Genomic DNA, 26,390 nt, shown 5'->3' with positions numbered 1-26,390 from the left:
GTCAGGCTTCCTTTCCGTAGAGGGTGTCGCACAGCCGCAGCACCTTCTCCAGCGACTCGGGTGCCGTCATCACGTCGGTGTGGTTGGTGGTGGCGACCTCGGTGACGAAGAAGTCGTCGATCCGCTCCTCCCACTCGCGCCAGTACTCGACGCCGTCCAGGCCGGGCAGGTCCGGGTTGGCGAAGAGCACCATGTACTCCTCGAAGTCGCCGAAGAACCGGCCACCGCGGTTGCGGACGTAGTAGCAGCGCACCGCGTCCCGCCGCGGGAGCGGGTCGACGACGTGGTCGCCGGTGTGCAGCACCTCGAAGAAGCGCGCCAGCTGGGTGACCTGGGTGCGCAGCTGCGCCTCGGTCTTGGTGATCCCGGCGGCCAGCGCGGCCTTGAGCAGCGAGCCGAGGAACTCCGGGTAGTCCAGGCCGGGATCCACCTCGTCCCGGTGCAGGATCGGCGTGCTGCCGTCGTTCGCGTCCAGGCGGTTGTTGCCGAGCACGAGGTTGACCGCGCGGAACGCGCAGACCTTGGCGATCACGTCCGGCTCGGCCCGGCCGCCCTGCATGATCGCGTTGACGCGATTGGTCGCAGCGGCGTCCAGGGTGTCGAGCATGACGAGGGTGTTCACTTCGGCGCCCTGCAGCTGGAGCTGGCGGACGACCTCGTAGGCCAGCAGGCCGCCCAGGGAGAACCCGCCGACGTCGTAGGGCCCGTCCGGTTGCACCGCGCGGATGAGGGCCGCGTAGTGCTCGGCCATCGGCACCTGACCGCTGAGGATCTCGCCGTCGCCGAGCCAGCCCTTCGGCTGGATGCCGTAGAACGGCCGGCGGCTGTGCTCGGCCAGGGGCCGGTAGGACTCCACTCCCCCGTTGCCGTGGTGGATCCAGAAGACCGGCCGGCCTTCGCCGCCGCGGTTCATCCGGATCAGCTCGGGGGCGTCCGCCGTCTCGGCGGGCTTCGCCGACGTGCCGACACGGGCGATGATGTCGTTGAGCGTTTCGCACTCGGCGATGACGTCCAGGGTCATCGTGTCGTCGAGGTGCTTCTTCACCGAGGACAGGAACTGGGCCATGAAGATCGAGTCGAAGCCGTAGCGCCGCAGGGGCACGTCCGGGTCGAGCTGTCCGGCGTCGATCTCCAGCACTTCGGCCATCAGCTCGGCGACGCGGCCGGCCCCGTTCTCCCCGGCTTTGTCCACAGTGGACTTGGCCGCGGGCGGGGTAGCCTGCCGCGGTTGACGGACGGCGCCGTCGCTCTCGGCGACGATCACCTGCTGGCCGAGGTCGTCGGCCCCGTCGGCGGCGGGGAACGCGCCGCGGAAGCCCGTTTCGGTCAGCAGCCGCTGCCAGGTGGCGGGGGCTAGCGTGGGTGTGCCGGGCACGCGCGGCGCGGGGTCGTCGTAGCGCCACCAGCCGTCGAGGAGGCCGAAGGTGAGGTGGCTGAACAGGCTGCCGCCGCTCAGCTCGTTGAGCAGCAGGATCCCGTGGGCGCGCAAGGTCGCCTTGGTGTTCCGCAGCGTGGTCCGGATGTCGCGGGTGGCGTGCAGGACGTTGGTGGCGATGGCGACGTCGAAGCCGCCGGCCGGGATCGGCTGTCCCGCCAGGGGCGCCTCGACGTCGAACAGCTGCGTGTCGAGGAAGGGCGCGGCGAACTCACGCCGGGCGTGCAGCAGGAAGGCCTTGGAGATGTCGGTGTAGCAGTAGGTCTCGATGTGGTCGGCCCACGGCTTCAGGTGCCGGAAGACGGTTTCGGTGGTGCCCCCGGTCCCCGCGCCGACCTCCAGGACGCGCAGCTTCGTCCCGGGATCGTCGGCGACACGGCGGCGCACGTACCCGGCGAGCGTCTCGGCCAGGACCTCGTTGAAGTAGTCGGCGACCGGGTTGGCCTTGTAGACGCCTTCGACGAGGTCCATCGACGACGCCGGGAACAGCACGTCGGTGGCCGGGCGGCGGCCGGTGAGGATGTCGGCCAGCGCGCCCAGTGCGGTGTCGACGAGCGTCGTCTGGGCCCGGGTGGACGCCTCGGCCAGCCAGCCGTCGCGGTGCCGGTCCCACTCGGCGATATCGGTCTGCGCGGCCGGATCGGCCGAGTAGCGGCCGTCATCGTGGCGCAGGTGGCCGGTGCCGGTCAGGACGTCGAGGGTGTGCCGGAACCAGCGGTCGTACTCGTCGGCGATCCCACCGCGGGACCGCCATTCCCCGGAGGTGGCCGCGCGGCCGTCCTCGAACAGGCCGAGGGAGCGCAGCACGGTCCACAGGACCGGCACCAGGGCGGCGTCCAGTTTCTCGTTGTGGCCGTCGATCTTCTCGCGGAGCCGGGCGACCTCGTCGGTGCGGTCCGGACGGCCGTCACGCAGGGACGCGATCAGGGCCGGGGTCCGGGGTTCGAGCTGCTCGACCACGTCGTCTTCGAGCGCGTAGGTCGCCTTCAGCAACGCCAGCTGCGAGTGCCGGGAACCCATGAGCGTGTCGTAGGTGGCCATGCCTTCGGCCGGTTCGATCGACGCCACGCCGGATCGGGCCATCCGCTCGCGGTGGGCGTCGTCGGCGACCACGCCGACCCCGCCCCAGTAACCCCAGTTGACGACCTTCACCGGGCAGTCGAGCCGGGTGCCGAGGTGCTCGGCGTAGGCGTCGGCGAAGGTGCAGCCGGCGGCGTAGTTGGCCTGACCGGGCGAGGTGAGGAAGGACTGCAGCGACGAGAAGAACACTACGAAGTCGAGGGGCTCGCCGGCGAAGACGTCGGCGATGGTGACGGCGACGTCGGCCTTGGCCGCGTAGGTGGCGGCGAAGCGCTCTTCGTCCATCCGGGCCAGGCTCTGGTCGCCGAGCACGATGGCGGAGTGCAGCACGCCGCGGACCGGGCCGTGGCGGCGGACGATCTCGTCGCGGGCCCGGCGCAACGCCGCCGGGTCGGTGGCGTCGGCCTGGATGTAGTCCGGTTTGGGACCGTGGGCCGCGAGTGCGCTGCGGCGGGCTTCGATGCCGGCGTCCAAGGGGCGCCGGCCGATCCACACGACGCGCACCTTGTGGCGGCGCAGCAGGTGCTCGGTCCAGACGGTGCCGATGCCGCCGGCGCCGCCGATGGCCACGACGACGTCGTCGGGCTGCAGGTTCGCGTGCGCGGGCCCGGCCGGGACGGGCGCCGCCAGCTCCAGCAGGCGCTGCCGGTACCACTCGCCGTCGCGCCGTGCCAGCAGCGCGCCCTGCGGCTCCGGCGGCAGGGTCAGGACGTCGTCCCAGGGCACGGGGGCGCCGGCGGGGACGTCCACGACGCGGACGGGCCAGTGCGGGTACTCCTGGGCCAGCGACCCGAAGAGGCCGTGCAGGCCGGCGGCGTCCGGGTCGACGCGGGTGTCGCCGGGCAGCAGGCGGGCCTGCCGGGTGACGATGGTCCAGCCGACGTCGCCGGTGGCCGCCTTGAGCAGCCGGAACGCCGTCCGGACCTCGGGCGCCAGCAGCACGACGTGGTCGAAGCCCGCGGGTGACTCGCCGGCGTCCAGCACGGTGGTGTCCGGGTAGCGGCGGCGGAACTCGGCCTGGTCGTCCGGGGTTCCGCCGACAAGGGCGACGCGGGCATCGGCGGCGGGCCAGAGCGGGGCCGGGTCGACGGCGACCGCGTCCCACACCGGCGTCATCAGGCGGGTTTCCGTGTTCGTGGCCGGCGGCAGGGTTCGCGTGCTGAAGCCCAGCAAGCGGACACAGACGCGGCCGTCGGCGTCGCACACGTCGACGTCCAGCCGGCGGACGTCGCCGCCGCGGTCGTCGGGGTGACTGCGGATGACGACCCAGCCGTCCGCGGGGGTCGGGGCGTGCACCTGGACCTCCCGCACGGCGAACGGCAGCGCGAGCTGGGCCGCCGTGCCATCGTCCTCGCCCAGCCAGACGCCCAGGACGGCTTGGAGCGCGCCATCGAGCAGGCTGGGGTTGAGCACGAGCGGCGACTCGGCCTCGCGCGGCAGGCTCAGTCGGGCCACGGCGATGCCGTCGTCGTAGTGCAGGGAACGGACGGCGCGCAGCGCGGGGCCGTAGTCCATCCCGATGCGCTCGTAGGTCCGGTAGAACCCGGCCGCGTCCAGACTGTGCGTGCAGCCGTCACGGAGTTGTTCCACCGCAAGGGTTTCCGGGGTCAGGGCGGCGATCTCGCCGGTGCCTTGGGCGTAGACCGCCGCGTCGCCGTCGACGTGCACCTCGAACGCGCGGCGCCCGGCGTGATCCGCCGGGTCGAGCCGGACCTCGACGCGGCGCGGCTCGGTGACCTCGATCGGCCGCAGCCAGCGGACGTCGCTGATCCGGACGCCGGTCTCGGCGTCGAGCGCGTCGCGCGCCAGTTCCAGGTAGGCGACGGCGGGCAGCACCGGGACGCCGCGCAGGCAGTGGTCACGCAGGTAGTACTCGCTGCCGTCCAGGACACGCTCGCGTGGCGGGGCGGGGTTGCGGGCGTCTCGGGGGGCGCGGACGGCTCGGTCGGCTCGGTCGGCGATCCAGAAGCGGCGCAGGTTGAACGGGTACGTCGGCAGCGGGAGGCGACGCGGCGGGGTGTCGCCGTGCAGGCGCCGCCAGTCGAAGTCGAACCCGGCGGCCCACAGTTCCAGCAGGCGCGGCAGCTTGCCCTTGGCGACCCAGGTGTCCATCGCGGCGGCGATGTCCTCGTCGCCGGCGAGCACGCGCCACGCGGCGTTCGGCTGCGGCCGGCCGCGATGCAGGTCGCCGCGCGATTCCCCGGCGACGAACGCCCGCAGCGCGTCGCGCAGGTCGTCGAGCGTCTCGACGGTGAACGCCAGCCGCTCCGGCATCGCGACCCGGCCGACCTGCAGCGTGTAGGCCACGCTCGCCAGGTCGTCGTCGCCGCGGCCGTCGGTCCAGGCGAGCAGCTGCCGCGCGCGGGTCACCAGCGTCTCGGGCTCGCGGGCCGACAGCACGATGGCGAACGGTCCCGCCGCCGCACCGGCCGGCGCGGGCGGGCGGTACTCCTCCAGCACGACGTGCGCGTTCGCGCCGCCGAAGCCGAACGAGCTGACGCCGGCCCGGCGCGGCAGCTCGGCGCCGTCGGCGTCGACCGGCGCGGCCCAGGGCTGCCGTTCGCGCACCAGGAAGAACGGGCTGCCGGCCAGCTCGACGTACGGGTTCACCGTGTCGCAGTGCAGGCTCTCGACCAGCGTGCGGTGACGCAGCTGCAGCAGCACCTTGAGCACGCCGGCGACCCCGGCGGACAGCTCGGTGTGCCCGATGTTGGTCTTGACCGAGCCGATCCCGCAGTGGGCGCCGGTGACGTCGGCGCCGTCGTAGAGCTCACGGAAGGCGTCCTTGAGGCCGTTGACCTCGACGGGGTCGCCGAGTTTCGTGCCCGTGCCGTGCGCCTCGATGTAGCCGATGGTGCGCGGGTCGACGCCGGCGCGGCGGTGGGCGTCGCGGATCACCGACGCCTGGGCCCTGGGGTTCGGCGCGGTGAGCGAGTTGGCGCGGCCGCCGTGGTTGACGGCCGTCGCGCGGATGACGCCGTGGATGTGGTCGCCGTCGCGCTCGGCCGCCGAGAGCTTCTTCAGCACCAGCATGCCGACGCCCTCGCCGCGGGCGTAGCCGTCGGCGTCGGCGGAGAACGTCTTGCTCCGGCCGTCCTCGCTGAGCATGCCGGCGCGGCCGAAGCTGATGTGGCCGTCCGGGACGAGCACGGTGTTGACGCCGCCGGCGACGGCGAGCGAGCACTCCTCCCGGTCCAGGGCGGACACCGCGCGGTGCAGCGCGACCAGGGAGCTGGAGCAGGCCGTCTCGACCGGCTCGCTCGGGCCGTGGACGTCGAGGAAGAAGCTCATCCGGTTCGGGCCGATGGACGGCACCGTGGCGGTGGCCGCGACGCCGTCGCCGCCACGGGCGTGCGCGTCGATCAGGCGGTGGTACCCGGTGGTCGCGGTGCCCACGATGATGCCGAGATCGGTGCCGGCCAGGGCGTCCGCCGCGTACCCGGCGTCCTCCAGGGCCTTCCACGTGTGCAGCATCAGCAGCCGGTGCTGGGGGTCCATCAGCGCCGCTTCGCGGGGTGCGATGCCGAAGAACTCGGGGTCGAAGTCGGCGACGCCGTCGATGAACCCGCCCCACTTGACGGTGGTGCGGCCGGCCTCGTCGAACGGGTCGCCGTACAGCTCGCGCCAGTCCCAGCGGTCGGCCGGCACTTCGCTGACGCAGTCGCGCCCCTCGGAGAGGTTGCGCCAGAACGCGTCGAGGTCGTCGGCCTGCGGGAAGCGGCCGCTCATCCCGATGATCGCGACCGGGTCCCCGGTGCGCGGCCGTTCGACCGGGACCGGACGGGGTCGGGCGACCGCCTTGGGCGCCTGCACGCCAGCCGCGGGACGCACTCCGAGGCGGTCCGCGAGACCCGTCTCGTGGTCGACGGCGATGTGGCCGGCCAGCGCGCGCAGGGTGGGGTGCTCGAACACCACCGTGGGCTTGAGGTCGAGGCCCAGCGCGTCGTTGACCATGCTCACGAGGTGGCTGATGACGACCGAGTCGAGGCCGTACTCGCTCAGCTCGACGTCGACGTCCAGGTCGTCGGCGCTCACCTTCAGCAGCTGCCGGACCTTGTCCGCGAGCACGTCGCAGACCCGGTCCCGCAGCACGTCCCGGTCGACCCCGGCCGGCTGCCCGGCGGCCTCGGCGGGCTCGGCGCGCTTGGCCGTCTTCAGCTGCTTGGCCAGGCGCATCGCCTCGGCCTTGTCGATCTCTCCCCGGCTGACCAGCTCGTACAGCTCGGTCACCGAACCGACGCGGTGGCTCATGTCAGGCTCCGTTCGCGTTCGTCGCGCTATCGATGGTCACGAATGCCGTTCCCGCTCCGGTCCCGCGGACGTGCCCCTGGCGGTAATCCGGACAAATCGCCGGTCACGACGAGACGGCGAGGGGCAGCGTGAAGGCGTTGAGCATCTGCGAGCTGCGGATGAACCGCGGCGGCTCGTCGGGGATCGTGGTGATCTTCGGGAACCGGTCGAACAGGATGTCCAGCGCGATCCGGCCCTCGAGCCGGGCCAGGCCGGCTCCGATGCAGTAGTGGATGCCCCGCGAGAACGTCAGGTGCGGGTTGGGGTCGCGGCCCGGGCGGAACTCCGTGGGGTCGTCGAAGACCAGCGGGTCGCGGTTGGCGGCGCCGAGCCAGACCATCACGAGCTGGTCGGCCGGGATCGTCACGCCGCCGACCTCGGCCTCGGCCGTGGTCGCCCGGGACGTCACGGCGAACGGCGGGAGGTAGCGCAGCGACTCCTCCATCACGTCGGGCAGGCGCGAGCGGTCCGCGCGGACGCGGGCGAACTCGTCCGGGTGCGCGTCCAGGCAGAGGATCGTGTTGCCGAGCAGCATCGTCGTGGTCACGTGCCCGGCCAGCAGCAGGACGTCGGCCAGCGTCGCGATCTCCTTGTCGCTGAGCTGCTCCCCCTCGACCTCGGCGTGCACCAGCCCGCTGAGCAGGTCCTCGCGCGGGTGCTTGCGGCGGTCCTCGATGTGCTCGGCCAGGTACTCGCCGAACTCCTTGCGCTGCTGCAGGGTCGTCTCGGTGACCTCTTCCTGGCCCTCGAACCGGCCGACGATCGAGACGTCCTCGGTGGACGTCGACGGGATCAGCGACTCGGCCCAGCGGCGGAACAGGTCACGGTCGCTCGCCGGGATGCCGAGCAGCTCGGCGATCACGATGACCGGCAGCGGGTAGGCCAGCGCGCTGACCAGCTCCAGCCGGTCGGTCACCTTCGCCTCGTCGAGCAGGTCGTGGGTCAGGCCGGCGATCCGCGGTTCGAGGTCGGCGAGGACCTTGGGGGTGAAGGCGTGGTTGACGAGCCGGCGCAGCCGGGTGTGGCGCGGCGGGTCGAGGTAGAGCAGCTCCCCGGCCGACGCCTCCTCGATGTCGGCGCCGATCTCTGCGGCCATCAGCCGCATCATGTTGGAGGAGAACAGCTTCGGGTTGCTCAGCACCTTCGACGCCTCGGCGTGGCCGTAGACGTTCCACATGCCGCTTTCGGCGTCGAAGGCGACCGGCTGGTCCGCGGTGGTGCCGCGCAGCCAGAACTGCTGTTCGTGGACGCCCCAGGTGTCGAACTCCGTGATCATGTCGTCTGTCCTTTCGCTACTCGTGAGAACGCCGCGAGGTGCTGGGCGGCGCCGTCCAGCAGCAGCAGGCCGATCTCGTCGACGTGCCGGTTCCGCCAGGACTCGTGCGGGGTGCCCTTCACCCACTGGTTGAAGGAACCCAGGGCCGGTCCGGTGTGGACCTGGTAGTTGACCTTGTCTTCGCGGCTGCCTTCCAGCGCGATCCGCGCGCTGTAACCGAAGTAGCGCCGGAAGATCAGCGCCATCTTCTGCTTCGGCTGCTTTTCGGCGCGCTCCACCAGCTCCGCGCGGCCGCTCGCGCGCAGGTGCGCCACGACGTCGGCCCAGACGTCGTCCAGGGGCTTGCGGAAGTAGGTGCGCTCCAGCTGCGCCCGGGTCTTCGCGGGCAGGTCGTCGATGCCGTCGTGGTGGCTGTAGAGCGCGTGGAGCTTGTTGCCCCGCGACGGGAAGAACACGCCCTTGCGCAGCACCTGGACCCGGCTGCCGAGCTCGAACATGTCACCGGCCGGCGCGTAGTCGGTGTCCTGCACGTCGATGTCCTGCAGCATGTCCTTGACGACGTCGCTGGTCGCGGCCTCGGCGGTGCACTGGTTGACCGAGCCGGTGAGGACGTAGTCGGCGCCGAGCACGAACGCGGCCGCGACGGCGGCGGGCGTGCCGATCCCGCCGGCCAGGCCCATGCAGACCGGCTCGGCGTAGCCGTGCTCGGCCTGCGCGCGGCGGCGCAGTTCGAGCAGCGAGGGCAGCAGCACCGTCGGGATGCCGCCGTCGGTGTGCCCGCCGGAGTCGGCCTCGACGGTGACGTCGTGGCTCATCGGTACGCGCCGGGCCAGCTCGGCCTGCTCGGCGGTGATCACGCCGTCCTTGCGAAGCCGGTCCAGGACCGCGGCCGGCGGCGGCGCCAAGAAAGCGGCCGCGACCTCGGGACGGGACACCTTCGCCAGCACGCGGTGCTCGCACACCGGCTCGCCGCCGGGCCCGCGGCGCAGGCCCGTGACGCGGTAACGCACGAGCGCGGGCGTCATCTGGATGAACGCCGACGCCTCGACCAGCCGGACGCCGTGCCGCAGCAGGACGTCGACCACGCCCTCCTCGGCGGCGGGATCGTCGTGGTTCGCGATGAAGTTGACGCCGTAGGGCTGGTCCTCGGCCAGGGCGGCCTGGATCTCCTTGATCCCACGCTCGATCTCGGCCGGCTCACTGCCGCCGGTGCCGAGGAAGCCGAGCATCCCCGCGCGGCCCAGCCGGATGACCAGTTCCGGTGACGCGATCCCGCGGTACATCCCGCCGGCGACGTAGGCGAAGCGAAGGCCGTGTCGCTCACGGAAAGCGGCGCTGCCGAGGTCCTGGGGCCGGAGCACCGGCGCCCGGGACGCGGCCCGCGTCTGCTCGACGAGCTTGGTCAGCACCGTGCCGCCCAGCTCGACGAAGTCCGTGACGCCCGCGTCGAGCAGGTGCCGCACGGTTTCGGTCCAGCGCACCGGCTGCACGATCTGGTCGGTGAGCACCCCGGCGGTGGTGCCGGCCGAGTAGGGCCGCGCCGTGGCGTTGGCGATCACCGGCACGTCCGGCGTGCCGAGGTCGAAGGCGTCGAGGAAGCGTCGGAACTCCTGCTGGGCCGGCCGCATCAGCGCGGAGTGGAAGCCGCCGGACACGCGCAGCCGGACCCAGCGGACGCCCCGGTCCTGAAGGAACGCGCCCAGCTCGTCGATCGACTCGGCGTCCCCCGAGACGACGCACTGCTGGGGCGAGTTGTCGTTCGCCACCGACAGGGTGCAGAACTCGCCTTCGCGCACCAGCGCCGTGACCTGGTCGCGGTCGAGGCCGGTGACGGCGATCATGCCGCCGCCCTCGGCCCGGGCCATCAGCTCGCCCCGGCGCCGGACGAGCCGCAGGCCCGTCGCGAAGTCGAACGCGCCGGCGGCGTGCAGCGCGCAGTACTCGCCGAGGCTGTGCCCGGCGTAGAACGCGGGCACTTCGGGATGCTGCTCGCGCCACTGCCGGTGGGCCAGCGCGCCGACCACGAACAGCGCGGGCTGGGTGAACTCCGTGCGGTTCAGCTCGCGCCGGGGATCGTCGAGGCACAGCTCGCGGATCGAGTAGCCGAGCAGGTCCGAGGCCTGGTCGGCCTGCTCCGGGTAGGCGTCGAACAGCTCGCGGCCCATGCCCTTCACCTGGGCGCCCTGGCCGGGGAAGATCACCGCTTTCACGTCAGGCTCCGTTCGAAGTCGGCCAGGCTGATCGCGCCGTCACCGGCCGCCTCGATCAGCTGGGCCAGGAACTCGTCGCCGGGATCGACCGGCTCGGGATCGAGGGACCGGACGCGGAACCCGCGCAGGCGGGCGCAGATCTCGCCGTCGTCGTCGCACAGGTCGACGTCGAGGACGTATTCGCCGGGCACCGCCCCGCCCTCGCTGAACCGGACGACCGCCCACGCCGAGGCGGGCAGCGGCCGCAGCACGCGGACCGCGTCGACCGACCGCGGCAGCGTGGCGGGTACGGCTTCGGCGCCGTCGGCGGCGAACAGGCCCAGGGTGGCCTGGAACGCCGCGTCGAGCAGGCTCGGGTGCAGCACGAACGTCTCCGCGCCGGCCTCGGCGGGCAGCCGGAGCCGCGCCACCGCGAGCCGCGAGCCGCTGTGCAGCCGCTCGATCGTCCGCAGCGCGGGACCGTACCCGAGGTCGAGCCGCTCGAACCGCGCGTAGCACTCTTCCGCGTCGAGCACCCGGCCGCCGGTTTCTTCGAGCAGCGCCGGGATGTCGTGCCGCTCCGGCGTTTCGCCGTCCGCCGCGGTCAGCTCCCCGTGGCCGTGGACGACGGGCTCGCCGTCCGGGCCGGTGGTGAAGACGCGGTAGGACAGGGCACCGCCGTCGGCCGACAGTCCGATGTGGACGTCCGTGGCGCGCTCGACCGGCAGCGGCCGGTCCCAGGTCGCGCTGACGACCGGCCGGTCACCGCCCGCCAGGTCCGCCGCGGCCCGGGCCATCTCCAGGTAGGCCGCGCCCGGCAGCACCGGGACACTGCGGACCTTGTGGTCGGCGAGGAAGAACTCACGACCGGTCAGGCGGGTGGTGTAGCGCGGGCCGGTCAGGTCCGAGGTGTTGGTGTGCACGAGCGGGTGCAGCTTCGGGGTGCCCGCCCCCACCGGGGTGCTCGTGTCGAGCCAGTAGCGCTTCAGCCGGAACGGGTAGGTCGGCAGCGGGATCCGCCGCGGCGTGTCCGGGTGCCACCGGCTCCAGTCGACGTCGGCGCCGCGCACCCAGGCCCTGATCGCGGCCGTCGCGTCGGTGCCCTCGGGCGTCGCGGGGACGCCGTCGCGGGTGACGCGGCCGGTGACGATCGAGCCGTCCGGCTCGCCGCGCAGCCAGGACTCCAGCCCGATCGCGAGGTCCTCGACGGTGGCCGCGACGCAGCCGAGCCGCTCGGCGTGCGGCGTGCGCCCGATCTGGGAGGTGTAGGCGATCGAGGTGAGGTCGGCGTCGGTGTAGGTGCCGTCCCTCAACGCCTTGACCCAGTTCTCGGCCAGGGTGCGCAACACCTCGGGGTGGGTCGCCGACAGCACGATCGGCAGCGGCTCCGCGGGCGTCTGGTCCACGGGCGCCGGGACGTACTCCTCGAGCACGATGTGCGCGTTGGCACCGCCGAAGGCGAAGGAGCTGACCCCGGCGCGTCGCGGCAGCTCGGCCCCGGCGTCGTCGACCGGCGCCGGCCACGGCTGCTGCTCGCGGACCAGGTAGAACGGCGTCCCGTCGAGCTTGACGTACGGGTTGACCGTGTCGCAGTGCAGGCTCCGCACCAGGGTCCGGTGCTTCATCTGCAGCAGCACCTTGATCATGCCCGCGACACCGGCGGCGACCTCGAGGTGCCCGATGTTGGTCTTCACCGAGCCGATGCCGCAGTGCGCGCCCGCGACGTCCGCGCCGTCGTACAGGTCGCGGAAGGCCTCCTTGAGGCCGTTGATCTCGACGGGGTCGCCGAGCTTCGTGCCGGTGCCGTGCGCCTCGATGTAGCCGACGGTGCGCGGGTCGACGCCGGCCTTGCGGTGGGCCGTGCGGATGACCGCGGCCTGCGCCTTCGGGTTCGGCGCGGTCAGCGAGTTCGCGCGGCCGCCGTGGTTTTCGGCGGTGCCGCGGATCAGGCCGTAGACGTGGTCACCGTCCCGCTCGGCCGCCGAAAGCCGCTTCAGGACCAGCATCCCGACGCCCTCGCCGCGGGCGTACCCGTTGGCGTCGGCGGAGAACGTCTTGCTCCGGCCGTCCTCGGCGAGCATGCCGGCCTTGCTCATGCTGATGTGCAGGTCCTTGCTGAGGACCGTGTTGACGCCGCCGACGATGGCCATGTCGGACGTGCCGTCCTGCAGCGCGCCGACCGCGCGGTGGGTGGCGATGAGCGCGCTGGAGCAGGCGGTGTCGACGGGCTCGCTCGGGCCGTGGACGCCGAGGAAGTAGCTCATCCGGTTCGGCCCGAGGCAGGGCGCGGCGCCGGTGGCGTCGTACGGTTCGACGACCGGCGAGTACTTCGCGACCATCGTCGGGTAACCGGTGCTGGCGGTGCCGACGACGATGGCCATGTCACTGCCTTCGACGGATTCGGCCGCGTACCCGGCGTCTTCGAGGGCCTTCCAGGCGTAGAGCAGCATCAGCCGCTGCTGCGGGTCCATCAGCTCGGCCTCGCGCGGCGAGATGTCGAAGAACAGCGGGTCGAAGTCGCCGACGCCGTCCATGAACCCGCCGAACTTGACGTTGCTGGTGTTGGGTTCGGTGATCGGGTCGCCGAAGCACTCCCGCCAGTCCCAGCGGTCGGCGGGGATTTCGCCGATGCAGTCCCGGCCCTCGGCGAGGTTGCGCCAGAACTCGGCGATGTCGCCGGCCTTCGGAAACCGGCCGCTCATGCCGATCACGGCGATCGGTTCGGGGCCTTCCCGCGGCTCGGTCTTCGGGGCTGCGGGTGCCTCGACGACCGGCTCGGACATCGGTTCGGGCTTGGGCGCGACCCGGTCCGCGTGATGCTCCCGGAGGTAGCCGACCAGGCCGTTGAGCGTCGGGTACTCGAACAGCAGCGTCGGGTCGAGCGCCAGGCCGTACCGCGCGTTGATCTCCGAGATCAGCTCGGTGAGCGACAGGGAGTCGACGCCGTACTTGCTCAGCTCGCGGCCGCCCTCGATCCGTCCCACCGGCAGGCGCAGGACGTTCGCCGTCAGTTCCGTCAGCTCGGCGAGCAGGTCCGGCCGCTCTTCCGGCGCGGGCACGGGCTCCGGTTCGGGCGCAGGTTCGGGCGCCGGTTCCGGCGCCGGGGTCGCGCCGAAGACGTCGCCGTGGTTCTCCGTCAGATACCCGGCCAGGCCGTCGAGGGTCGGGTACTCGATGAGCAGCGTCGGGACGAGGGTCAGGCCGAACTCGTCGTTGAGCAGACCGACGTAGTCGACGAGGGAGATCGAGTCGAAGCCGTACTCGCTCAGGTCGACCCCGCCCTCGATCTCGTCGGCGGGGACGTCGAGCAGGCGCGACACGCGGTCGGCCAGCAGCGTCACCAGGCTGTCGGGCATGGTGGTCACCTCCGTTTCGGGGCGCAGCAGGGTTTCCCCGATCCGCGCCCGGTCGCCGTACGTCACGAGGACGTGGGGTTCGCCGCTGCCGTAGGCCCGGTGCAGGGCTTCGACGCCGGCCGCGGCGGGCATCGGCAGGATGCCGACGGTGTCCCGCATGGACCGCTCGGTCGCGGCGTCGACGCGCATCCCGCCGTCGGCCCACAGCGGCCAGCCGACGCTGAGCGTCCGCCCGTGCCGCTCCCCCGCGGCGACGCGCTTCTCGCGAAGAGCCGCGTATTCGTCGAGGAAGGCGTTGGCCGCGGCGTAGTCGGCCTGGCCCGGGTTCCCCGACGCCGACAGTGACGAGAAGCCGATGAAGAAGTCGAGGTCCAGCCCGGCGGTGGCCTCGTCGAGGTTGACGAACCCCGCGACCTTCGCGGCGAGGACGGCCCGCAGGTCGGCGACGTCCTTCTTGACGAGGTAGCCGTCCCGCAGCACGCCGGCGCTGTGCAGGACACCGTCGAGGCGTCCGTGTTCGGCGACGACGTCCTGGACACACCGCTCAACGGCGGCCCGGTCCGTGACGTCCAGCTGCCGGTAGTTCCCGGGCCCGTGCGCCGAGCGTCCACAAAGGACGATCGTGGGGTCGGCCACACCGGCGGCGATCTCCTGGGCGAACACTCGCCCGAGCCCACCGGCGCCGCCCGTGATCAGGTAGACGCCGCCGTCGCGCCAGGGCCGCACCGCGGGGGCGTCGGCGAGCGGTGTCCACTGCGGGACCTCACGACGTCCGGCCACCTCGCGGATGACGACGTCGTCGGCCCGGGCTTCCCGGCGCAGGCGGTCGGCGAGCCCCGTCGGCCCGGCGACCACGAGCTGGGTGACCAGCTTCGGGTGCTCGTAGCGGGCGGTCCGCAGCAGCCCGGCCAGTGCGAGATCGGGCGACCCCGCCGGCACGACGACCTGCAGCAGCACCCGTCCCTCCCGGCTCGCGACGACGGCGTCCTGGAGGTGCGTGAGCAGCTGCTCGGCCCGCCGGGTGAAGGCGGTGGCGAGGTCGGGGCCGCCGGGCAGGACGGTGCAGGTGGCGTCGAGGTCGGTGAGGTCGACCGGGCCGAGCCCGGCGAGCAGCACCTCGTGCCGGACGAACCGCGGCGCGCCGGCGACGGGCGCGGCCGGGTGCCAGGTGGGGCGGGCCAGCACCAGCTCGCCCGTCTCGGCGGTGGGTCCGGCCGGGGTCACCTGGTCATCGACGGGTGCGGGCTCCTGCTTCTCCGGCGCGGGCAGCTCGCGGAACGTGAAGCCGAGCAGCCGTACGCAGACCTCGCCCGTCTCGTCGCACAGGTCGATGTCCAGCCGCCGGACGGTGCCCGGGCGGTCGTTGGCCGACGGGCGGATCACCGCCCAGCCCGCCATCGGCGTCGCGGCGTGCACGCGAACCTCCGTCAGCGCGAACGGCAGCGCGGCCGACACCTCGTCCGCGCCCTCCGCCAGGGCGAGGCCGAGCGTCGACTGCAACGCGGAGTCGAGCATCGCCGGGTGGACGGTGAAGCCGTCGCCGGCCGCGGCGGGACGGCGGAGGCGGGCGACGATCAGGCCGTCGCCGATCTCCAGCTGCTCGATGCCGCGCATCGCCGGGCCGAGGCCCATCTCCGTGCCCTCGTACAGGGCGTAGCAGGCGGCGCGGTCGAGCGTGCGGCGCGTGCACTTCGCCCGCAGCGCGGCGATGTCCACCTTCGGCGGCGGCGCCGCGACGGTCGGCTCGACGCGCCCCTGGCCGTGCGTCTGCGTCTCGCCACCGGTGGTCGTCGTGATCCGGTAGGCGAGACCGCCGTCCTGCTCGTCCAGCGCGACCACGGCGGTCGTCGGACCCGTGATCCGCGCCGGGCGCGTCCAGACGACGTTGCGCACCGTCACCCCGGTCCGGCCGAACCCTTCGGCCTCCGCGGCGGCCCGCGCCAGCTCCAGGTACGCGACGCCCGGCAGCACCGGCGTCCCGGACACCCGGTGGTGGTCCAGGAAGAACTCACGCCCGGTCAGCTCGACGACGTAGCCTTCGGATCCCTTGTGGACAGTCGTGGCCGGCGGCGCGCCGATCCAGTACCGCTCCCCGCCGAACGGGTAGCCGGGCAGCGGCACCACCCGGAACCCGTCACCGAACAACCCGCCCAGCGACGGGATCTCGCCCCGTACATACCGCGCGGCCACCTCGGTCGGCGTCAGACCGTCCACTGAGGACATTTCGGGCAGCTCGTCGGGCACCGAACCGGTGACGACCGAGTCCGCCCGGCCGTCGCGCAGCCAGGCCCGCATGGCGTCGAGCCACGCGGCCCGGTCCGGCGCGACGCAGGCCCACCGCAGGTTCTCCGGACGGCGGCCGACGGCGAGGGTGTAAGCGGCGTCGCCGAGGTCGACGTCGTGCGATTCGGCGTGGGCGAGCACGCGCTCGACGTGACTGCGCAACGCCGTCTCGTCCTGAGCGGACAGCACGACCAGCCATTCGTCCCGCGCCGTGTGCGTCACGTCGGCCCCCGACGCCTCCTCGACGACGAGGTGCGCGTTGGTCCCGCTGGCGCCGAACGAGCTCACGCCCGCACGGCGCGGCCCGGACTCCGGCGACGGCCACTCGCGCACCGCGGTCGGCACGTAGAAGGCGCTGTCCGCCAGGGGAATCGCCGGGTTGGCCCGGTCGAAGTGCAGTGACGGCGGCACCTGCCGGTGGTGCAGCGCGAGCAGTGCCTTGATCGTGCCGGCGACGCCCGCGGTGAACTGCGTGTGCCCGACGTTCGTCTTGATCGACCCGAGCGCGCACCCACCCGCGGGCGCGCCGGTGAACGCCTCGGCGAGGGCGCCGAACTCGATCGGGTCGCCGAGCGGGGTGCCGGTGCCGTGGGCCTCGATCAGCTGGACGCCGCCCGGGCGCACGCCCGCGTCGCGGTGGACCTGGCGGACCAGGTCCTCCTGCGCCTGGGCGCTCGGCGCGGTGATGCCGTTGGTGGCGCCGTCCTGGTTGACGCCGGAGGCGCTGATGACGCCGTAGACGTGGTCGCCGTCGCGGACCGCGTCGGACAGCCGCTTGAGCACCAGGACCCCGGCGCCCTCGCCGGGCACCATGCCGTCGGCGGCCGCGTCGAAGGTGCGGCACCGCCCGGTCGGCGACAGCATCTTCGCGGTGGACGAGTACTCGTAGAGCCGCGGCGTCGCCTGAACGAACACGCCGCCGGCCAGGGCCATCGACACCGTGCCGAGCCGCAGGCTGTCGCACGCCAGGTGGATGGCGACGAGCGAGCTGGAGCACGCCGAGTCGACGGCGATCGCGGGCCCGGACAGGTCGAGCAGGTAGGAGATCCGCGACGCGATGACCGAGGCCATGTTGCCCCACATGGTCTGCGGGGGCTTCTCGCCGCCGATCAGCTGGTGGTAGTCGCCCGGGTAGGCGCCGACGTAGACGCCGCACGCGCGGTCGGTGAGCCGTTCCCCCGCGTACCCGGCGTCTTCCAGGGCGTGCCAGCACTCTTCGAGGAAGACGCGCTGCTGCGGGTCGGTGTGCACCGCCTCGGTGCCGGAGACGCTGAAGAACAGCGCGTCGAACCGGGCCGGGTCGTCGAGGAAGCTGCCGTACTGGCGCCCGGCCTTCGGGCCCAGCTTCCCGGCGAGGTCCCAGCGGGCGACGTCGCCGACCAGGTCGTCGCCGGCGGCGAGGTGGGCCCACAGGCTTTCGGCATCCGGGCTGTCGGCGAACCGCGCCGCCAGCCCGACGACGGCGATCGGCTCGTGGGCCTTCGGTCCGGCGGGCAAGGCGCTCTCCGGGGTCACCCCGCCGGCCCAGGCCGCGCGGCGCTGGAACGGGTAGGTCGGCAACGGCGTCCGGCGGCCCGTGAACTCGGCGTCGAGCTTCCCGCCTTCGCTCCACCGCACCCGGACCTGCTCCAGTTCGGTGGCCGCGGGGACGGTCCCGTCGGCCAGCCAGTTCTCCAGCTGCCGCAGCAAAGTCTCACGATCGGAAGCCGCGAAGGCGACGCGCTGGGCGAAGTGGGCCCGGCCGTGCGCGAGGGTGTAGCCGACGTCGGCGAGCACCGCGTCCGGGTGCGCGGTCAGGTGCCCGGCCAGGTCTTCGACCAGTTGCCGAAGCGCTTCGGGGCGGGGCGCGGACAGCAGGAACAGCCGCTCGCGGCCGTCGTCGTCGCGCGGCGCGATCGCGGGCGGCTCTTCGACGACGAGGTGCGCGTTGGTGCCGCTGAAGCCGAACGAACTCGTCGCGGCGACCAGCTTGCCCCGGCCGTTCGGCTCCCACGGCGTCAGCTCGGTGGTGACGTGGAACGGGCTGCCGCCGAGGCGGATCGCCGGGTTGGTCTCGGCGTGGTGCAGCGACGGCGGGAGCGTCCGGTGCCGCATGGCGAGGACGATCTTGAGCAGTCCCGCGACGCCCGCCGCGGACATGGTGTGGCCGATGTTCGTCTTCACCGTGCCGAGGGCGCAGCCACGCGAACCTTCGGCGGTGCCGAACGCGCGGACCAGCGCCGCGGTCTCGATCGGGTCACCCAGTTTGGTGCCGGTGCCGTGTGCCTCGACCAGGCCGATCTCGGCCGGGTCAACGCCGAAGCGCTCGTGGACCTCGCGGATGAGCCGTTCCTGCGACGTCGCGCTGGGGGCGGTGATCCCGTTGGTCGCGCCGTCCTGGTTGATGCCGGAGCCGCGGATGACGGCGTGGACGTGGTCGCCGTCGGCGAGCGCGTCGGAGAGCCGCCGGAGCACGACGACGCCGACGCCCTCACCGGGGACGAACCCGTCGGCGGCCGCGTCGAAGGTGTGGCAGCGGCCCGTCGGGGACAGCATCCCCGCGCGGCCGGCCGTCAGGTAGGTCTTCGGTGTGGTCTGCACGGCGACACCGCCGGCGACGGCGAGGTCCGTCTCGCCGCTCCACAGCCCCTGGCACGCGAGGTGGATCGCGACCATCGAGCTGGAGCAGGCCGTGTCGACGGCGATCGCGGGCCCGCGCAGGTTCAGGTGGTAGGCGACCCGGGCGGGCACGATCGAGGGCGCGTTGCCCCAGGCCGCCTGTGCGGGCGGCCGCTCGTCGAACCAGGCGGTGTAGTCGCCGCCGGTGCAGCCGACGTAGACGCCCGCGCGCTTGTCGTCGAGCGCGGTGCCGACGTACCCGGCGTTCTCCAGAGCCGTCCACGCCTCTTCGAGGAACAGCCGCTGCTGGGGATCGGTGTAGGCGGCCTCACGCCCGGACATCTTGAAGAAGCGGGCGTCGAACTCGTCGATGCCGTCGAGGAAGCTGCCTTCCCGGCAGGCGACGTCCGTCCACTCGGGACCGGAGACGTCCCAGCGCTCGATCGGGCCGACCAGGTCGTCGCCGTCGGCGAGGTGCTGCCAGAGCGCGTCGAGGTCGGGTGACTGCGCGAACCGGCCGCTGATGCCGACGATGGCGATCGGGTCTGTCTCCGGCGCTTCCGGTGCCGGTGCCGCGGCGGGCACGGTCGGCTGGTGGGTTTCGGCGATGTGCGCGGCGAGCAGTTCGACGCTGCGGTGGTCGAAGATCACCGTGGTGAGCAGGTCGAGGCCGAGGGACTCGTTGAGCTGCTGGACGAACCCCGCGCCGACGATCGAGTCGAGGCCGTAGTCGGCGAACGCCCGGGCCGGGTCGATCGCGCTCTCGGCCATCCGCAGCGCGTCGGCGAGCTTCTCGAGGACCACGGCGGCGATCGACGTGGTTTCCCCTACGGGCGCCGGTTCTTCCGTCGGCGCAGGTGCCTCGACCACGCGCGGCCCGCGGGCGACGCCGTCGCTGTGGGCGACGACGATCTGCTGCCCGAGCGGCTCGGCGTCGGACGCCGGGTTCGTGACGCCGGTGAAGCCCTCCTGCGCCAGCACCGCGGCCCAGCCGGCCGGGGACAACGCCGGGCTGCCGGGCACGCGCAGCTCGGCGTCGGTGTGCGTCCACCAGCCGTCGAGCAGGCCGAACGTCAAGTGGTTGACGAGGTAGAACCCGCTGATCTCGTTGAGCGCCAGCAGCCCGTTGCCGCGCAGCAGGGCCTTCACGCTGCGCAGCGTCGCGCGGACGTCGGCGGTGGTGTGCAGGACGTTGGCCGCGATGACGACGTCGAACGCGCCGGTGTCGAGGCCCTGCCCGTGCGGCGGCTCGGCGACGTCGAAGACCTGGTAGGTCAGGAAGTCGTGGTCGAAGGCGTCTTCGGCGCGGTGCAGGAAGGCGCGCGAGACGTCGGTGAAGCAGTACTCGGCGAGCGGCAGCCCGGCGCGGGTGAGCCGGTCGAGGACCACCCGCGTGGTGCCGCCGGTGCCCGCGCCGACCTCGAGGACGCGCAGCCGCGCACCGGGCTCGGCGGCGAGGCGCGCCCGCAGGAAGCCGGCGACGTGTTCGGCCAGCACGGCGTTGAAGTGATCGGCGACGCGGTTGTCCCGGTAGACGCCCTCGACCAGCGCGAAGGAGCCGTTGGGGAAGAGGACGTCGGTGGCGAGGACGTCACCGCGCAGCACGGCGGGCAGGGCGGGGACGGTCCGGCCGAGCAGGTCGAGGGGCGTGCGCAGGTCGGGGTTGGCCGCGGCCCAGCGTTCCGCGTCGCGCTGCCACCCGGCACGGCAGGTCGCGGCGTCCGGTCCCGGGATCCACTGGCCGGCGTCGATCAGGCCGTGGCCGGTGAGCACCCGCAGCATCGGCGGCAGCCAGGCGGCGAACCGCTCGCCGGCGCCGGTGAGCCCGGCCTCCCGCAGTTCGGCGGCGACCCAGCGGGCCAGGGCGGCGTCGAGCTCGGCGGGCACCGGGCCGGCCTGGTAGGTGGCGAGCGCGGCGGGCAGCTCCGGCGTGACCGGTTCGGCCGGTGTCGCTGCCGCCGGGAGCCGCACCACGGCGGTCTCGCCGGTGAGCACCCCTTCGACCGGCAGCGGCCGGCCGAGCCGCAGGAACCCGATCTGGTCGAGCGGCCCGGCGAGCAGCCCCTCGACGGCGGCCATCGCGGCGGCGGGCTCGATCGGGGCGAGGCCGAGGGCCGCCATGCCGTCGAGGAGGTCGTCGGTGACGTTGCCCCAGTAGCCCCAGTTGACGGTCTTCACGCGGCAGCCGAGGGCGTCGCGGAGGCCGTCGGCGGCCGCGTCCACGTAGGCGCAGGCCGCGGCGTAGTGCGCCTGCTCGGCGTTGCGGATGAAGCTGACCAGCGACGACACCAGCAGCACGAAGTCGAGGTCGTCCCCGGCGAAGACGTCGGCGAAGTGCACGCACGGGTCCACTTTGGACTTGAGCGTCGCTTCGAGAGCCGGCTCGCTCAGCTGCGCCAGCGGGGTGTGGCTGAACGTCATGGCCAGGTGGACGACGCCGTCGATCCGGCCGTGGCGACGGAGGACTTCGGCACGGACGTCCCGCAGCTCGGCCGGATCGGCGACGTCGGCCCGCAGGTACTCCGCGTTGCTCCCCTGGCGCCGAGCGCGGATCCCGTCGTCCTCGGGACGGCGGCCGACCCAGACGAGCCGGGCGTCGTAGGTGCGGGCCAGGTACTCGCTGAGCACGACGCCGAGGTCCCCGGCGCCACCGGTGAGGACGTACACCCCGCCGCGGCGGAACGCGGCGGTCGTGGCGGCCTGCTCGACCGGCACGAGCCGGCGACGCAGCCACTGGCCACCGGTGCGCCGGAAGGGATGGGCGCGGCGGTCGGCGGGCAGCCCGAACACCTCCGCCGCCGGGAACGGCTCGTCCGCCGCGAGGTCGACGGCCCTGACGCGCCACCGCGGCTGCTCCTTGGCGAGCCCGCCGACGAGCCCGTGCAGGCCGGCCTGGACCGGGTCCCGGGTGAAGGCGTCGCGGGTGACGAGGGTCAGCTCGAAGTCACGGTCGCCGTGGCGGGCCTGCAGCTGGTTGAGGACGCGGAACAGCTGCCGGGTCGCCGTACGGTGTTCTTCGACGCGCTCGGCCGCGGTGGTGCGGGTTCGGGTCGAGACCTCCACGACGACCCGGCCGATCACGCCGTCGTCCTCGGTGACCACTTCGGTCCCGGCGGCCCGGATCGCCTCGACGTCGGCGGCGGACAGCCCGAGCGCGAGCACGGCGCCACCGGAGGAGACCTCGTCGGGCCGGTGCGGCTCCCAGACCGGGCAGACGGTGAGGTCCCCGGCGGGAAGGTCGGCACCCGCGGCGGCACCGGAGACCTGCGCCGTGGCGGGCGGTGCCGGAGCGGCAGGCACGGGTGCGGTAGCTTCGCGCACCGCGGGAACCGAGGTCACCGCAGGCGCGGTCGGCCTTGCCGGCGCCGTGGCCGCAGGCAGAACCGGCACCTCAGCTGCGACAGGCGAGGGAAACGCGGCTTGGGTCGCAACCGCCGCGGGGGCACCGGGCTCAGTCTGCTTCGCGGAACTCGCGGGCCCGGCCGATGCCGCAACCGTCGTCGAGCTACCGGGCGCGGCGCCGGCGCGCTTCTGGCTCCCCGGCACCACATCCGTGTACCAGTACCGCTCCCGGGCGAACGGGTACGCCGGCAAGCCCACCCGGCGCGGGCGCGGGCCGTCGGAGTGCAGGCGGGACCAGTCCACCTCGACGCCGCTTGCCCAGGCCTCGGCGAGCGGGGCCAGCTTGCCGCGCGCGCCCCAGCGGACCAGGGTCTCCTGGAAGTCGTCGTCCGCGGCCAGTGCCGCCAGCGTGCCCGACAGCCCGGTGCCCGCGAACGTGTCCGGGGGCAGGTCCGCACCGCGGACGTAGGCGTCCAGTGCGGCCGCCAGGGCCTCGGTCGAGCCGGCCACCGTGGCGAAGCGGGCCGGCATCGGCTCGCGGCCGACCTGGAGGGTGTAGGCGATGCCGGCCAGGTCGGCGTCGGTCCGCGTGCTCAGGTCGTCGCGCAGGCGGGCCGCGGACTCGCGCAGCCGGTCCTCGTCCAGCGCCGACAGCACCACGGCCTGCGCCGCGGCCGGTTCTTGCGCGCGTTCGGGCACGATGTACTCCTCCACGAGCAGGTGGGCGTTGGCGCCGCCGGCGCCGAACGCCGAGACCACCCCGGCACGCGGCACACCGCCGTCGCGGGGCCACGGCGCGGCGTCGCGCTGCAGCACGAACGGCGTGGCGCCGAAGTCGATCTCCGGGTTGACCTGCCCGGCGTGCAGCGACGGCGCGAACGTGCCGTGCCGCATCTGCAGCAGCACCTTGCTCAGCCCGGCGATCCCGGCCGCCGCTTCCAGGTGGCCGATGTTCGACTTGACCGAGCCGAGCGCGCAGAACTGCCGGGCGTCGGTGAACTCGCCGAACGCCGACGTCAGGCCGGCGATCTCGATCGGGTCGCCGAGCGGGGTGCCGGTGCCGTGCGCCTCGACGTAGCCGACGCGCCGCGGGTCCACCCCGGACTTCCGGTAGACCTGCCGGATCACCGCGCCCTGCGCCCGCGGGTTCGGCACGGTGAAGCCGTGGGTGTGGCCGCCGTGGTTGACGGCACTTCCCCGGATGACGCCGAGGACGCGGTCGCCGTCGGCCTCCGCGTCGGCGAGCGGGCGCAGCAGCACGGTGCCGACGCCCTCGCCGGGCACATAGCCGTCGCCGCCTTCGCCGAAGCTGCGGCACCGGCCGTCGCTCGCGGCGAACTGGGTCTGCCCGATCATCAGGTACTTGCTCGGGTGCAGCGACAGGTTGACGCCGCCGGCCAGCGCCGCACCGCACTCCCCGCGCCGCAGCGCGGCGCAGGCGAGGTGGATCGCGGACAGCGCGGACGCGCACATGGTGTCGACGGCGATGCTCGGGCCGCTCGCGTCGAAGAAGTACGAGACGCGGTTCGCGATCGACGCGAGACTCCCCGGCACCACGACCGGTTCCCCGCGCACCGCTTGTTCGGCGCCGTAGAGCTGGTACTCGGTGTACATCGCCCCGGCGAACACCCCGACGTCACCGGCGTCTTCGCCGACACGCGCCCGAGCGGCGGCCCGCAGCGAGTCACGCGTGTGCCCGGCGTCCTGCAGCGTTTCGTAGGCGGACTCGAGGAACAGCCGTTCCTGAGGGTCCATTGTGGACGCGGCGCCCGGCGAGATGCCGAAGAACAGGGGGTCGAACTCGTCGACGCCGTCGAGGAAGCCACCCCACTTGGCGTAGGTCTTGCCGGGGGCGCCGCGGCGCGAGTCGTAGTAGCGGTCGTGGTCCCAGCGGTCGCCGGGGATCTCGGTGACGGAGTCGGTGCCGGCGAGCAGGTTGGCCCAGAACTCGGTGAGGTCCCGTGCGCCCGGGTAGCGCCCGGCCATCCCGATGATGGCGATGGGGATCTCTTCGTCCGCACGGGCCGGGGGCACGGATTCGACGACCGGAGCGGGCGCGGATTCCACGACCCGCGTGACGGCGGCTTCCGGCACCTCGGGCTCCTTCGCCGCGGCGAAGCCGACCAGCGCGGCGAGCGCGTCCGGCTGGGTCTCGGCGAAGTGGCGAGCGAGCCCGTCGATCGTGCGGACCTCGAAGAACAGCGTGCTGCCGACGTTGTCGAGGTCCTTGCGCACCGCTTCGGTCAGCTGGACCACGAGGATCGAGTCGATGCCGTACCGGTCGAACGTCACGTCGGCGCGCACCGAAGCGACCGGCAGTTGCAGCACGTCCGCGACGAGCGCACGGAAGTGGTCACGCGCCCGCTCCAGCAGGTCGCTCTCCCGATCCGGGCTCGCCGTGACAGGAGCGGGAGCGGGAGCAGGCGTGACGGCGACCGGGACGGGTTCGTCGGCGACCTGCGAGAAGGCAGGCCCACCGGCCCGGACCGGCTGCCGCACCAGGCCGTCGCTCTCGGCCACGAACACCTGCTGGCCCAGGTCGTCGGCACCTTCCGCGGCGATGAACGCCGGCCGGAAGCCCGTCTCCGCCAGGGCTCGCACCCAGTCGCGCGGGGTCAGGCCGGGCGAGCCGGAGATGCGCAGCGCCGGGTCGTCGTAGCGCCACCAGCCGTCCAGCAGGCCGAACGTGAGGTGGCTGAAGAACACGTTGTCGCTCAGCTCGTTCAGCAGCAGGACGCCGTTCGCGCGCAAGGCGGCCTTCGTGTTGGTCAGCGTGGCGCGGATGTTGCGCGTCGCGTGCAGCACGTTCGTCGCGACCGCGACGTCGAAGCCGCCGAACCCCTCGTCCAAGGGCTTCTCGATGTCGACGATCCGCGGGTCCAGGTAAGGCGCGATGTCGCCGTAAGCCCGGCGCGCGTGCAGCAGGAACGCCTTGGAAAGGTCGGTGTAGCAATACGTTTCGATGTTGTCCCGCCACGGCGCCAGCCGCCGGAACAGGACCGCGCTCGTGCCGCCGGTACCCGCGCCGATCTCCAGGATCCGCAGCCGCGCCGCGGGATCCGCCGCCACCCGGGCGCGGACGTGCTCGACCAGCGTGTCCGCGAGGACGTCGTTGAAGTAGTCCGCCACCGGGTTGTTCCGGTAGACGGCCTCGACCAGTTCGAGGGAGGACTTCGGGAACATGACGTCGGTCGCGGGACGGCGGCCGGTCAGGATGTCGGGCAGCGTGCGCACGGTCGTGTCGACCAGCACCGCCTGCGGACGCTTGCCCTCGCTCGCCAGCCACGGCGCCCGGTCGGCGTCCCAGCGGCGCCACGCCTCGGCGAGGTCCACCGGCGACGGGGAAACGGCTTCGTAGCGGCCGTCGGCCGAGCGCAGCAGGCCGGTGCGGACGAAGACGTCGAGGGTGTGCGTCAGCCAGCGTTCGTACCGCGGCTCGATCCCGCCGGCCGCGAGCAGCTCGGCGGCCGTGCCCGGACGGCTGAACAGGCCCAGGTCACGCAGCAGCGCCCAGGTGATCCGGACGAGCGCGGCTTCCATCGACCGCCCGTGCCCGTCGGCGGCGACGCGCACGCGCTCGATGTCGGCGCTCCGGTCGGGCCGCGCCGCGAGCAGGTCGGCGACCGGGGAGGACGACCCGGCGGGCAACGCCGTCAGGGCGCTGTCCTCGTAGAACGCGGCGATGCTGCGGGCGTCGGCCGCCTTCAGCAGCGCCAGCCGGTCGAACGGCGAGGTCAGCAGGCGGTCGAACGCGGCCATGCCCTCCGCCGGCTCGATCGAGCCGAGGCCGAGGCGCGCCATCCGCTGCCGGTAGCCGTCTTCGGCGACGATGCCGACGCCACCCCAGTATCCCCAGTTCATCACCTTCACCGGGCAGCCGAGCCGCTCGCCGAGCTGGTCGGCGTACGCGTCGGCGAACGTGCAGCCCGCCGCGTAGTTGGCCTGGCCGGGCGCGGTGAAAAACGCCTGCATCGACGAGAAGAAGGCGACGAACTCCAGGGGCTGGTCCGCGAAGACCTCGGCCAGGTTGACGGCGATGTCCGCCTTGGCCGCGTAGGTCGTGCGGAAGCGCTCCTCGGTCATCCGCGCCACGCTCTGGTCGCCCAGCACGATCGCGGTGTGCAGCACCGCGTGCACCGGCCCGTGCCGCTCGACGATCGTCGCGCGGGCCCGGCGCAGATCGTCCACATCGGACGCGTCGGCGCGGACGTAGTCCGGCTTCGGCCCGAACGCGGCGAGCCGTTCCTGGTTCGCGGCGATCTCCGCGTCGAGCGGACGGCGGCCGACCCAGACGACCTGGGTGCCGTGGCGGCGCAGCAGGTGCTCGGTCCACACGGTGCCGATGCCGCCCGCGCCGCCGATCGCGACGACGACCCCACCGGGCGCCGACGGCGTGTCGGACGGCGTGTCGGCGACCTCCAGGAGCCGCGGCCGGAACCACTCGCCGTGCCGCCGGGCGGCGACGACGCCGTACGGGCCGGCTGGCGGGTTCGCCACCGCGTCCCACGGCACCGGTTCGTCCGCGGCGACGTCGACGATCC

Annotated in this window: 4 protein-coding genes (1 of these 4 running past the window's edge); all 4 read right to left on the bottom strand. The window is 73.2% G+C overall.

The genetic code is table 11. The annotated features are described in order from the left end of the window. Position 1 precedes the first annotated feature (1 nt). Positions 2 to 6,766: an SDR family NAD(P)-dependent oxidoreductase gene (locus OHS58_RS05985; RefSeq protein ID WP_328647431.1), complete on the bottom strand. Its 6,765-nt coding sequence runs from the start codon at positions 6,764 to 6,766 to the stop codon at positions 2 to 4. Positions 6,767 to 6,869: 103 nt separating this feature from the next. Further along, positions 6,870 to 8,081 (bottom strand): cytochrome P450, encoded by a 1,212-nt coding sequence (locus tag OHS58_RS05980; protein WP_247051091.1) that lies wholly within the window; start codon positions 8,079 to 8,081, stop codon positions 6,870 to 6,872. Next, positions 8,078 to 10,291, bottom strand: a complete 2,214-nt coding sequence (gene fabD, locus OHS58_RS05975) for an ACP S-malonyltransferase (protein ID WP_328647430.1) — start codon at positions 10,289 to 10,291, stop codon at positions 8,078 to 8,080. Before fabD ends, OHS58_RS05980 begins: the two co-directional genes overlap by 4 nt. Further along, positions 10,288 to 26,390, bottom strand: the 3' portion of a protein-coding gene (locus OHS58_RS05970; protein WP_328647429.1) for an SDR family NAD(P)-dependent oxidoreductase. Its footprint extends 6,517 nt past the window's final position; only the last 16,103 of its 22,620 coding nucleotides appear in the window; its start codon lies beyond the right edge, outside the window; it ends in the stop codon at positions 10,288 to 10,290. Before OHS58_RS05970 ends, fabD begins: the two co-directional genes overlap by 4 nt.

It is taken from the genome of Amycolatopsis sp. NBC_00348 (genome assembly GCF_036114655.1).
Lineage (GTDB): Bacteria > Actinomycetota > Actinomycetes > Mycobacteriales > Pseudonocardiaceae > Amycolatopsis.
This window is presented reverse-complemented; position numbering and strand designations above follow the sequence as displayed.

Coding starts and splice junctions, on each gene's coding strand:
- OHS58_RS05985 (WP_328647431.1), bottom strand. CDS start 6,766: ATGAGCCACCGCGTCGGTTCGGTGACCGAGCTGTACGAGCTGGTCAGC.
- OHS58_RS05980 (WP_247051091.1), bottom strand. CDS start 8,081: ATGATCACGGAGTTCGACACCTGGGGCGTCCACGAACAGCAGTTCTGG.